At 66.9% G+C, this 12,417-nt stretch carries 10 protein-coding genes; 4 read left to right on the plus strand and 6 right to left on the minus strand.

Translation table 11 applies throughout. The features are described from left to right. Positions 1-64 precede the first annotated feature (64 nt). The 3 genes from ACRDUX_RS32900 to ACRDUX_RS32910 form a co-directional block, all read right to left on the minus strand. Positions 65-295, minus strand: a complete 231-nt coding sequence (locus ACRDUX_RS32900) for a hypothetical protein (protein ID WP_526420382.1) — start codon at positions 293-295, stop codon at positions 65-67. A 569-nt stretch (positions 296-864) separates the two neighbouring features. Further along, positions 865-2,295, minus strand: coding sequence for a sensor histidine kinase (locus ACRDUX_RS32905; RefSeq protein WP_526420384.1), 1,431 nt, complete (start codon positions 2,293-2,295; stop codon positions 865-867). 53 nt (positions 2,296-2,348) lie between these two features. After that, positions 2,349-3,122 (minus strand): response regulator transcription factor, encoded by a 774-nt coding sequence (locus tag ACRDUX_RS32910; protein WP_526420386.1) that lies wholly within the window; start codon positions 3,120-3,122, stop codon positions 2,349-2,351. A 418-nt stretch (positions 3,123-3,540) separates the two neighbouring features. On the opposite strand from ACRDUX_RS32910, the gene ACRDUX_RS32915 reads away from it, so the two are divergent. Continuing rightward, a complete protein-coding gene (locus ACRDUX_RS32915) occupies positions 3,541-5,808 on the plus strand; it encodes a SulP family inorganic anion transporter (protein ID WP_526420388.1) in 2,268 nt (755 codons plus the stop codon). On the opposite strand, the gene ACRDUX_RS32920 is transcribed toward ACRDUX_RS32915, so the two are convergent. Continuing rightward, positions 5,794-6,834 carry a helix-turn-helix domain-containing protein gene (locus ACRDUX_RS32920; protein ID WP_526420390.1) on the minus strand — a complete coding sequence of 347 codons (1,041 nt, stop codon included), beginning with the start codon at positions 6,832-6,834 and terminating at the stop codon, positions 5,794-5,796. The genes ACRDUX_RS32915 and ACRDUX_RS32920 overlap by 15 nt on opposite strands. Before the next feature lie 59 nt (positions 6,835-6,893). Here ACRDUX_RS32920 and ACRDUX_RS32925 point away from each other — a divergent pair, with 59 nt between their 5' ends. Then, positions 6,894-7,826: an alpha/beta hydrolase gene (locus tag ACRDUX_RS32925; protein ID WP_526420391.1), complete on the plus strand. Its 933-nt coding sequence runs from the start codon at positions 6,894-6,896 to the stop codon at positions 7,824-7,826. A 7-nt stretch (positions 7,827-7,833) separates the two neighbouring features. Here the strand turns inward: ACRDUX_RS32925 and ACRDUX_RS32930 are convergent, their stop codons facing one another. Further along, positions 7,834-8,778, minus strand: coding sequence for an NADP-dependent oxidoreductase (locus ACRDUX_RS32930; protein ID WP_526420393.1), 945 nt, complete (start codon positions 8,776-8,778; stop codon positions 7,834-7,836). 76 nt (positions 8,779-8,854) lie between these two features. On the opposite strand from ACRDUX_RS32930, the gene ACRDUX_RS32935 reads away from it, so the two are divergent. Beyond that, positions 8,855-9,487 (plus strand): VC0807 family protein, encoded by a 633-nt coding sequence (locus tag ACRDUX_RS32935; RefSeq protein ID WP_526420395.1) that lies wholly within the window; start codon positions 8,855-8,857, stop codon positions 9,485-9,487. A gap of 61 nt (positions 9,488-9,548) precedes the next feature. Further along, a complete protein-coding gene (gene lon, locus ACRDUX_RS32940; protein WP_526420397.1) occupies positions 9,549-11,870 on the plus strand; it encodes an endopeptidase La in 2,322 nt (773 codons plus the stop codon). A 21-nt stretch (positions 11,871-11,891) separates the two neighbouring features. On the opposite strand, the gene ACRDUX_RS32945 is transcribed toward lon, so the two are convergent. Next, a complete protein-coding gene (locus ACRDUX_RS32945) occupies positions 11,892-12,224 on the minus strand; it encodes a hypothetical protein (protein ID WP_526420399.1) in 333 nt (110 codons plus the stop codon). Positions 12,225-12,417 lie beyond the last annotated feature (193 nt).

A 12,417-nucleotide genomic window follows, 5' to 3' on the forward strand; every position in this document is an offset into this window, starting at 1 on the left:
GGCTTCCTGCTTTCATGGGACCGTCGACTGAGTGGCCACTCGACGGCTAGAACCGAGCTGCCCCTCAGTCGAAGAACATGAACGGCCGCGGGGACGAGAACTGTCCGTAGGATTTCGGCGCCGAGACCGTGGGCGGGTGAACGACGATCGCATTGTGCCCCTTCTTGTCGATCGTCGTGGTCCGGCCCGTGTCGGTGGCGGTGCTCGGATTCGCAGCTGAGGCGATCGGAGCCACAGCGATCGCTCCTGCGGCGAGCCCGGTCATCAGACCTGCTGCAATGTAACGAAAATTCATCTTCTTTCTCCTGTTCTCAGTGATTCAACTCGATGCATTCCGGATCGGCAGTCATCGTCGATCTGCGTCCTACAACGACCAATCTACGTATCCCCCACTGCATGTCACGTCCTTCATGTAGAACGCATATGTATACGGTTCTTACCCTTGGATTCTCGGCGATTCTCTATGCATTTGGCATGAGAATCACCGCGTCCTTCAGTCGCCGCAGCCGGATCAGACGGCGCATGGCGAACGTTTTCCCACAAGGACGTTAATCGTCAAATATGTTGCAATGAAGCATTATTCGATTCGCCATCGAAGTAGCCTTACTCCTCGTTGCCGACCCTCGCGCGGCCACCGCGGTGCCGTTCGAAGCCACTCCCGTGCCACGGCTACACATAGAGCGCGTCGGTACCATCGGGCCTAAACGAGTGAAACCCACGCACGAACAAGGGGGTTCGGTCATGATGCAGTTCGGAATCGCTACCGCCGCCGATGCGATCGCGAATCTTCAGGCCAAGGGACACGAGGACCTCTTCACCACGATCTACGTCGACGTGGACTGCCAGGACGGCTAGCCGATGACGTCACCCGGTAGGCAACAGGACCAGGAACTCCGTGGTGCCGCTACCCGAGTCGGCGGTCACGGTGCCGCCGTGGGCCTCGATGATGGAAGCGACGATGGCCAGGCCCAGCCCGGTGCTGCTCACCTCACCGGCCCGGGACTCGTTGCCTCGGACGAACCGTCCGAAGAGCTCGGGCAGGAGCTTGCGGTCGATCCCAGGCCCATCGTCGGTGACCCTCAGCTCCACCCGTGGGCCCGTATCGCCGGCCACGGTCCCAAGGGTGGTCGTGACGGTGACCCCCGGCGGTGTGTGAAACCTGGCGTTTGCCAGCAGGTTACTGATCACCTGATGCAGTCTTGCCTCGTCACCGAGCAGCCACACCGGCTCATCGGTCAACTCGACCAGCCACCGGTGATCGGGTGCGGAGACCTCGGCGTCGTTCACGGCATCGACCACCAGACCCCTGAGATCGAGCCGCCGGACTTCGAGACCGTGGCCCTCGTCGAGTCGGGACAGCAGCAGCATGTCGCCGACCAGGGCCGTCATCCGGCGCGCTTCGGACTCGATGCGCGCCAATGCATATTCGGTGGTGGGGGGCAGCGAGGCGCTCTCCTGGCGGGTCAGTTCTGCATAGCCCTGGATCGCCGTCAGCGGTGTGCGCAGTTCGTGGCTGGCGTCGGTGAGGAAGCGCCGCATCCGCCGGTCCGATGCCGCACGGGCGGCCAGCGCCGAATCGACGTTGGCCAGCAACCGATTCAGCGTCTCGCCCACGATCCCGACCTCGTTGTCTGGATCGGAATCGGCGTGGCGGACGCGGGTCGTGATCCGGTGGTCCTCATCGGCAAGCGGCATGCTGGCCGCCTTGGCGGCAGTTGCGGCAACCCGGCGCAGCGGGCGCAGGGCTCGACGCAACAGGACGACGGTGCCGATGCCTGCGAGCACGGCGGCGGCGACGGTCATGACGATCACGGCCACGGTCTTCTTGGCCACCACTCGATTGGCGCTCTCCATCGACACGGCCGAGACCAAGCGCTCGCCGTCACCCACGTCGATGCTTGCCGCCCGGTAGTTGCCCATATCGCCCATGTCGATGGTCCGCGGCGCGTCGCTACTCCAGTCCGACGCCTCGATCGGCGCCGTCGCCGAAGCCGACGCATCCTCGGTGTCGCCGTCGGAGAAGACCGCCGAGTCCACCACGGCTCCCCCGCGCAGTACCGCGATGAGGGTGCCCGGAGCCTGCCCAGTGAAGTCGTTCAACGCACCGCGACGATCTCCGACTTCAGTGCCGAGCGCCTCGTACGTGCGCAGCTTCTTGAACGAGTGCTCGAACGCGGCCAGCGAGTGCGACACCTCGGCGCCGCTCATCGTGGTGACGTAGGTGTGCAGGCTGTAGACCGACAGTGCGCCAATGCCGAACACCACCACGGTCACCAGCGCGGACACGCCGTACACGAGCTGCCTGCTGAGAGTCCTTGGGCGCCACCAGGGCGACTCGTGTACCGCGGTCACTCGGCAGGCCGAAGTTGGTAGCCCACACCTCGAATCGTGTGAATCATCGGCTCGCGGCCGAACTGCAGCTTCTTCCTGAGATAGGAGACGTACAGATCGACGATGCTTGTCCGACCGCCGAACGAGTAGTTCCATAACTTCTCGAGGATCTCCTCGCGCGCCAGCGCCCGGCGAGGATTGCGCATGAGATATCGCAGCAGATCGAACTCCGTCGTCGTCAGCTCGATGCGCTCGCCGCCGCGGGTCACCTCGTGGCTCGCACCGTCCAGGACGAGGTCACCGACACGCAGCGTCTCGTCCTCCGGTGGCGTCGATTCGAAGCCACGGCGCAGCAGACCGCGCAATCGGGCGACCAGTTCCTCCAGGCTGAACGGCTTGGTCAGGTAGTCGTCGGCACCCGCGGTCAACCCGGTGACTCGATCGGTGACCGAGTCGCGCGCGGTGAGGAAGAGCACCGGCGTACTGGAAGACTCGGCACGGACCCGCTTGAGGATCTGCAGCCCGTCGACATCGGGCAGCATGATGTCCAGCACCAGGATGTCGGGCTCGGTGGAGGCGAACTTGGAGATGGCGTCGCAACCGTCATGCGCCACCTCGACGTCCCACCCCTCGTAGCGCAACGCCATCCTGACCAGGTTCGTCAGTGCGCGTTCGTCGTCGACGAGCAACACCCTGATCGGCGATCCGTCGGAACGGCGCATGGGAGGGAGTTTCCCGAGTATCGCGGATCGGGGCTGCTGGGCTCCAGGATTGACTGACATCAACGTCACTACCCGATTCTTCCGGGCGCGCGCCCGGCTGTCACCTGCTTCACAGGTTCCTCATATGTTGTCGGCCGGAACCCCCACTCGCAGTTCAGGTCGGACATCGGCATGACTCTTCTGTAAGCCATTGTCGTTCAGCTTGTTTGAGTTCCACACGATGAATTCGCGACATCGCGGCAGCGCCCGTGTGTCCGTGACCGGTGTGACGATCGACACCGCAGTCCGACCCGACATTTGCGTCTTCTATGCGTCGGGCCGATGTCCTTGACGCCCGCTGCGGACGATAAATACGCTCGCACTTGATGTTTGAACCACGGCACCTCTAAATGATTGCCGCAGTGCTGCTTTCGCCGTGGTCAATTAAAATCCCCACCGACAGGAGCTCGACATTCTGCAACGCTCGGGGAGATCACTCTCCCAACGGATGGACCCCATCCTCCGCTACGACCTGCCCGCGTCCCTGGTGGTTTTCCTCGTCGCACTGCCGCTTTCGCTGGGGATCGCGATCGCCTCGGGTGCGCCTGCGCTCGCCGGAGTCATCGCCGCGGTGGTCGGCGGCATCGTGGCAGGCGCGCTGGGCGGCTCACCGCTTCAGGTGAGCGGGCCGGCAGCCGGACTCACCGTGGTAGTGGCCGGATTGGTAGCGCAGTTCGGCTGGAAGGTCACCTGCGCGATCACCGTCGCGGCCGGTGTCCTGCAGATGCTCTTCGGATTGAGCCGGGTGGCCCGTGCGGCACTGGCGATCTCCCCGGTGGTGGTCCACGCGATGCTCGCAGGCATCGGGCTCACGATCGCACTGCAACAGGTCCACGTACTTCTGGGCGGCGAATCGCATAGTTCGGCCTGGCGCAACGTGGTGGAACTGCCGGAGCAGGTCTTCGACGCTCACGGCCCCGGCGTGATTCTGGGTGTCCTCGTCATCGCCATCCTGGTCGGATGGCGGTGGGTACCGGGACGGATCGGGAAGATACCCGGGCCGCTCGTCGCCATCGTGGCGGCAACCCTGGTGGCGATCGTCTTCTCGTTCGACGTGGAGCGCGTCGAGCTGGACGGTTCGCTACTGGATGCCATCGCATTGCCGAGCCTTCCCGATGGCAACTGGGGTGCCTTTGCCACCGGTGTGCTCACCGTCGCCTTGATCGCGAGTGTCGAGAGTCTCCTGTCCGCGGTGTCGGTCGACAAGATGCAGAACGGTCCACGCACCAACTTCGACCGTGAGCTGATCGGCCAGGGCGCGGCCAACGTCGCGTCGGGCACCCTGGGCGGCCTACCGATCACCGGCGTCATCGTGCGAAGTTCGACCAACGTGAGCGCCGGGGCCAGGACCCGTGCCTCTGGGATCCTGCACGGGGTCTGGGTGCTGGTGTTCGCCCTGCCGTTCGCGGGGTTGGCCAAGCAAATTCCGATGGCCGCCCTGGCGGGCCTGTTGATCGTGATCGGCTTCCAGCTGATCAAGCGTGCGCACATCGAGACCGCCCGGCGCACAGGCGATATCGCGGTCTACGCCGTGACGATCGTCGGCGTGGTCTTCCTCAACCTGCTGGAAGGTGTGTTGATCGGTCTCGCACTCTCCATCGCACTGACGGTGTGGCGCGTGGTACGCACGCGGATCACGGCCGAATCCATCGACGAGGGAACGGACGACATCACCTGGCGCGTCGTCATCGAGGGCTCGTGCAGCTTCCTGTCGCTACCGCGTCTCACCGGAGTGCTGGCTTCAGTACCACCGGGAAGCAAGGCGACCGTTGAGCTTTCGGTCGACTTCATCGACCACGCGGCCCGCGAGGCGATCGACGACTGGCGACGCCAGCACCGTGCGGCAGGCGGCACCGTCCACATCCGCCAGCTCGGCTCGGTCGAGATGGACAGCGCACTCGACGGGCCGCCGGTCCGCGACATCCAGGCCATCGACGTTCGCTCCGGCGTCGTGCCGTGGAGCTCGTGGCAGGGCGCGGACGCCAATGGTCAACGCCGACAGAGTGATCCATCTGCGGTGTTGAATGGGTTGGCCGTCTACCAGCGCCGGACGGCACGCCTCGCGCGGCCGCACATGGAGAAGCTGGCGCACGCGCAACGGCCGGAGAGCTTGTTCATCACCTGCACCGACTCGCGCATCGTGCCGAACGTCATCACCAGCAGCGGTCCCGGTGACCTGTTCACGGTGCGCAACGTCGGAAACCTGGTGCCCGTCGACCATCAGGACCCCTCGATCGAGGCGGCGATCGCCTTCGCGGTGGAGAAACTCGGCGTCTCGTCGATCGTCGTGTGCGGACACTCCAGCTGCGGAGCGATGAACGCGCTGCTCGGCGGCAAGCCGCCACGCAGCCCAGGCGAGCAGCACCTGACGACCTGGCTGGCCCATGGTCACCCAGCCCTGGAGGCGTTCGGCGACGGGAGCCACCCGGTCGCCCTTGCCGCCACGCAGGCCGGCTTCGGTGCCGTCGACCAGCTCAGCATGGTCAACGTGGCCCTACAGGTCGAGACGCTGACCCGCCATCCGTTGGTCGAAGACGCGTATCGACGAGGCTCACTCGACGTGATCGGGGTCTTCTACGACATCCCCAGTGCAGCCGTGCTGCGCATCAGGCCGAGGGCCATCGACTCCTTCGAGGTCGCAACCAGCGCACGTGATCGAGCGATCCGCCCTACCGCTTGGAGGTCAAGGCGTCAGTTGGACTCAGTCGTCGAGTAGCCGTCGTGCGGTGAGTGCAAGCCTCGCTCGCGTCAGTCCGGCGGGCTTCGTCAGGTCGATGCCCAGGGTCCTTCCGATCTGTTCGAGTCGGCGGGCGACGCTGCTGTGGTGCAGGTGCAGAACCTCAGCCGCCCGGCGAAACGAGCTGGTGGCGAGGTAGGCGTTCAGAGTCTCCAGATCTGCTGGGCTGCAGGCTATGTCGGCCATCGCGACCACGTCGGTGTTGTCGCGCAAGACGTCTCGGGGTAGCTCGGCCAGCAGCGCCAGCGCGCCCAGCTCGTCATGACGGACGACGGGTTCGCGCGAAGTGGTGAAGCGCAGCGCGGTGCGGGCTTGTTGCCAGGACCTGTCGGGGCTTCCGGCCGCGCCGATGCCCGCACGCACCCCCGGCGGGAATTTGGACGGGTCCACCGTGGTGGTCAGCAGGACGCCGACGCCGGCGAGCAGTGCCGCCTTCACCGGGCGCCCCTGGCAGATCAGGCCGCCGACCCGATCGAGCGGAAGCTGCGAGCGGACGGCCACGACGCGGACCGGCACGTCGGCGGCGAAGCCCAGCAGCCGGAGCGCCCGAGCCCGAGCCGCCTCGTCGCCGGCGGCGCTGATCACCAGTTCGACCAGAGCAGGATCGGCCATGGTGGTGCGGGCCGGCCCGTACCGCTCGACGACGGCCGCGACGGCGATGGCGAACCGGTCGAGCAGCGCGTCGTCGAGCGGGCCGGAAGGGCCAGGGCGCTCCAGCCACACGGTGCCGATCTCCTCGTCGTCGAGCGTGATCGGCGCCAGCGAAGACGCCTCCGCGGACGCCGGCGCCCCGGATACTTCTCTGCCGTCGGGGGAGAACCGGATCACCCGCCCCGTGCCGGCCAGCCGGACCCCGGCCACGCATTCGGCCAGGCCCGCCGAGGCCCTGGCCAGCGCGGCGAGATCCACCCGCCTGCGCATCAGCGTGTCGTAGAACGCAACGACGCGGATGACGCCTTCGACGTGCGGATCCAGGTGCGACAGCCGTTCGGCCAGTGCCTCCATGACGCAAGGGTATGCGCCGATCGGTGCACGATCCAGGCGCAATACCCGACGGATGGCGGATGATCTCGAGCCCGCCGAGGTTGACGATGGACGTCATGGATCCCGAACTCGAAGCATTCATCCCGTTCCTCCCTCAAAACGACCTGACCGATCCGGTCGCCGCACGCAGGAACTACGCCACCTTGGCCGCCGCGCGGCCTGCGCCGGACACGTCGGGCATGGAGATCTCCGACCGCACGGTGCCCGCCGACCCTGAGGTGCCGGTGCGGATCTATCGACCGCAGCAGCCGCTCGGCGCCATCGTCTGGCTGCACGGCGGCGGGCTGGTCACCGGCGACCTGGACAGTGAGCACCCTTGGGCCGCGCGAATTGCAGAGAACTCCGGGGCGATGGTGATCTCGGTGGCCTACCGATTGGCCCCCGAGCACCGATTTCCGGCCGCCCTGGACGATGCCTACGCCGTCCTGACCTGGGCGGCCGAGCATGCAGGAGAACTCGGCATCGATCCGGACCGGATCGCGGTTGGGGGCCACAGCGCCGGCGCGGGGCTCGCGGCGTCCGTGGCCCTACGCGCGCGTGACGAGCAGGGCCCGCCGATTCGCTTCCAGCTACTCAATGAGCCAGGCGTGGATGACCGCCTTCAGACGTGGTCGGCGAAGAACTTCACCGATACGCCATGGTTGACCCGCGATATCGTGGCCACCGCGTGGCGGCACTACCTGGGCTCCGCGGCCGCCACGCCGTACGCCGCTCCGGCGCGCGCCACCGATCTGTCCGGTCTGCCACCCGCCTACATCGCGACCGCGGAGTTCGACCCGAACCGCGACGACGACATCGACTATGCGCTGCGCCTGCTGCAGGCAGGCGTGTCCGTCGAGCTGCACCAGTGGCCCGGCACGTTCCATGGGTCGCAGGCGATCCAGACCGCCGACGTGTCGCAGCGGCAGGTCGCCGAACTCGGCGCCGCCCTGCGCCGAGCCATGGCCGCTTGAACCGGCCCTACCCCTGAACGCTCAGAATCACCTTGCCGCGCGAGTGCCGCTCCTCGAGCGTCCGGTAGGCGGCTCGAACGTCGTCGAGCGGAAAGACCGCCGCGATCGGGATCTCCAGGTCGCCGGAGGCGATCAGCGCGGCCAGTTCGGCCAACACCGCCGCGGTCGATGCGACGGCGCTGCCCTCGACCTTCACCCCGTACTTCTCGACGGCCTCGAAGTCGATGATCGTGTCCACGCGCTCTGGCGCGATGCCGAGTTCCTCGACGGCGATCTGCACGTACCCGCCGCCGAACAGGTCGAGGAAGGCGTCGACCCGACCGGTGGGCGAGGCGGCCCGTAACCGGCTCGACAAGTCGTCACCGTAGTTGACGGGGAGCACGCCATGGGCGGACAGCCACTCGTCGTTCGTCGGCCCGGCGATGCCGAGAATCGTTGCACCGCTTCGCTTGGCGAGCTGGACGACGATGGTTCCCACACCGCCCGCCGCACCGGACACCGCAACGACGTCACCCGGCGCCAGGTTCACCGAGCGCACGGCGGCGTACGCGGTGGAGCCCGCCACGTACAGCCCGCCCGCCGCTTCCCACGACACCGCGGCCGGCTTCTGTGTCAATTGTTCGGCGGGTACCGCAACGAACTCGGCGTGGCTGGAACGCCCGAAGGAGAAGCCGAGCACCTCGTCACCCACCGCGAACCCGACTACGTCGCCACCCAATTCGACGACCACGCCGGCCAGATCGCTGCCCTCGCCGGACGGGAAGGTGGCGGGGTACCGATCGTGCAGAAAGCCCTGACGGATCATCGCCTCGCCCGGATTGATGCCCGCCGCCTTCACCGCGACGAGTACCTCCCCCTCCGCCGGGACGGGGCGCGGCACGTCGCGCACCTCCAGAACGTCGATGTCGCCGTATGCGTCGAGCTGTACTGCCTTCATCGTGGCCTCAGTCATACGAGCTACGACAGGTGAGCAGTCGGGGCTATTCCTTCACAGCAAGTAGTCAGGCGACGTCCATAGGGTTGCCGCCGTGAGCGATCCCGCCCCGGCGCAGCGGCGCTCGATGCGCCCCCTGTTCCAGACCATCCTTCTCGACGTCGCGCCGCCGCTGATCGCGTACTACGGACTGCGTGCGTTAGGGGCGTCCGAATACGTCGCGCTGCTGTCGGCCACCGTCGTCTCAGGGGTCCGGGTCGTCTACGGCGTGGTCAAGAGCCGTCGGCTGGACCCCTTCGCGGCCTACCTATTGCTGACGTTCGGCCTGAGCCTGGCGGTGGGCCTGTCGACCACCGACCCGCGACTGATCCTGGTCGGCAACACGTTCGTGAACGGCCTGGGCGGCGTCGTCTTCCTGGGCAGCTGCTTCGTCGGCACGCCCCTGACGCAGGTCGTCAGCGAGCGGTTCCACGAGCCGGGGGACGGCGCGCCGACCACCGAAGAGGCCGACCACATCCGCCGCATCCACGTTCGGCTCTCGGCGATGTGGGGCATCGGACTGCTGGTCGAGGTCGCCATCCGTCTGGTGGTCATCGCCAACCTGTCGGTCGACGCGGCCAACGGCGTGAACTCGGCGATCACCCTGCCGGTCATCGGTCTGCTGGTGTTGGCCACCGTCGTCGTCACCCGGAGGTCTGCGGTCCCGGCAGCCCTGGCCCCGCAATAGCCGGGGAACAAACCACACCCCGTCAAGGTTGAGCGCATCAGGCTGAACTTTGGAGGATTAGATGTCAGAAAACATCGCAGTTCCGGTCTTGTTCGTCAGCGAGCCGATCGTACTGCCAGGGATGGTGGTGCCCGTCGAGCTGGACGACACCGCCCGGACCGCGGTCGACGCCGCTCAGGCGAGCGAGAGCGGGAAGCTGCTGATCGCGCCGCGACTCGAAGACCGCTACCCCACCTACGGCGTGATCGCATCGATCGTGCAGGTGGGACGGATCCCCGGCGGTGGCGCCGCCGCGGTGGTCCGCGGCGAACGTCGCGCTCACATCGGGTCGGGGACCACCGGACCCGGTGCGGCGCTGTGGGTCGAGGTGACCGAGGAGTCCGAGGTCGAAGCGACCGACGAGACCAAGGCGCTCGCCACCGAATACAAGAAACTGCTGCTGGCGATGCTGCAGCGCCGCGAGGCCTGGCAGATCGTCGACGTGGTCAACAAGATCAGCGACCCGTCCGCACTGGCCGACACCGCCGGCTACGCGTCCTACCTGACCGACGTCCAGAAGCGGCAGCTGCTGGAGACCGAGGACGTGGCCGAGCGGCTGCGAAGCCTCATCGATTGGACCGGCGACCTCCTTGCCGAAACCGAGGTCAACGACAAGATCGCCGACGACGTGCGCAGCGGCATGGAGAAGACGCAGAAGGAATTCCTGCTGCGCCAACAGCTGGCCGCGATCCGCAAGGAACTCGGCGAAGGCGAACCCGACGGGTCCGACGATTACCGGGCTCGCGTGGAGGCAGCCGATCTGCCCGACAAGGTCCGCGAGGCGGCGATGCGCGAGGTCGGCAAGCTGGAACGCTCCAGCGAGCAGAGCCCCGAGGGTGGCTGGATCCGAACCTGGCTGGACACCGTGCTCGACCTGCCGTGGAACGTGACCACCGAGGACTCGACCGACCTGAAGTCGGCGCGGGCGATCCTGGACGCCGACCACCACGGGTTGGAGGACGTGAAGGACCGCATCGTCGAGTACCTGGCCGTGCGCGCCCGTCGTTCCCAGCGCGGGCTGCAGGTCGTCGGTGGCCGTGGCTCCGGTGCCGTGATGGTGCTGGCCGGCCCTCCCGGCGTCGGCAAGACGTCGCTGGGTGAGAGCGTCGCGCGTGCCCTTGGTCGCAAGTTCGTCCGCGTCGCCCTCGGTGGCGTGCGGGACGAGGCGGAGATCCGCGGTCACCGGCGCACCTACGTGGGCGCCCTGCCCGGCCGCCTGGTGCGCGCCATCGGCGAGGCCGGCTCGATGAACCCGGTCGTACTGCTCGACGAGATCGACAAGGTCGGCAGCGACTACCGCGGTGATCCGAGCGCGGCACTGCTCGAAGTCCTGGACCCGGCGCAGAACCACACGTTCCGCGACCACTACCTCGACCTCGATCTGGATCTGTCGGATGTGGTGTTCCTGGCCACCGCCAACGTGATCGAGAACATCCCTTCGGCTCTTCTGGACCGGATGGAACTGGTGCAGATCGACGGGTACACCGAGGACGACAAGGTCGCCATCGCGCGTGACTTCCTGCTGCCCCGGCAACGCGATCGCGCTGCGCTGACCTCCGCCGAGGTGACGGTGACCGATGACGCACTGCGCAAGATCGCCGCGGACTACACCCGCGAACCGGGCGTGCGGCAGTTCGAGCGGCTGCTCGCCAAGGCGATGCGCAAGGCGACGACGAAGCTCGCCGCAGACGAGGCGCCGTTGACCATCGACGAGCCGGATCTGGTTGGCTACCTTGGCCGTCCGCGCTTCACCCCCGAATCGGAGGAACGCACCGCGGTCCCCGGCGTGGCGACCGGTCTGGCCGTCACCGGCCTGGGTGGCGACGTGCTCTTCATCGAGGTGAACGCCAACGACGGAGAACCGGGTCTGAAGCTGACCGGGCAACTGGGTGACGTGATGAAGGAGTCGGCGCAGATCGCGCTGTCCTACGTCAGGGCGCACGCCGAGCAGTTGGGCGTGGACCCCAAGTCGTTGGACCGCCAGATCCACGTCCACGTGCCTGCGGGCGCGGTGCCGAAGGACGGTCCGTCGGCTGGCGTCACCATGGTCACCGCTCTGGTGTCGATGGCGACCGGGCGTCAGGTCCGCGCCGACGTCGGCATGACCGGCGAGGTGACGCTGAACGGTCGGGTGCTACCCATCGGCGGCGTGAAGCAGAAGCTGCTCGCCGCGCAACGGGCCGGTCTGAAGACGGTGTTCATCCCGCAACGCAACGAGGCCGACCTGGACGACGTCCCGGCCGAGGTGCTCGACGCGTTGGAGGTCAAGCCGATGACCGACGTGGCCGAGATCGTCGCGCAGGCGCTGGAGCCGGTGGACGAGGCGACTACCGTCGCTGCTTGATGGCATCGACAGCAGGGCCGACTATGGTCGGCCCTGCTGTCGTGTGCTGAACCTGCGGTGCAATTGCTGTCTGGACACGCCAAGCACGCCGCCGATCTCGCCCCACGAGAATCCGGCCGTGCGAGCCCTCAGTACCGATGCGTCGTACCGCTCGCGTGCACGGGCAAGACCGTCGCGTGCCTCGGCAAGTTCGCGCCAGCAAGTGCCATCGAGTATTTCCGACATGACCGGGTCGGGCCCGTCGGGCGCGACAGGTTCTCCTCCTTCCAGGCCGAGGCCGAACTCTTCGGCCGTGCGGCGGCGAATCTCCTCCAGAACGGGGTCGGTCGCCCACCAGGGCGCTGGGTCCGTCACGAGCGAAGTATGCGGCGCACGGGTGACAACATGGGACTACTTCAGGAGTAGTTCTTTCCAGGCCGTCATCATTTGATGACGGCTGTCGCAAGACCGGTGGCTACCGGGCGTGGCGGGAAGGAACTGACTGTCGATTCGGAGCCGTCATCTTTTGTTGACGGCTGCAGCGAGCAAGGAGACCACCACCACATGC

The organism is Mycobacterium sp., assembly GCF_050701675.1.
Taxonomy (GTDB): Bacteria; Actinomycetota; Actinomycetes; order Mycobacteriales; family Mycobacteriaceae; genus Mycobacterium.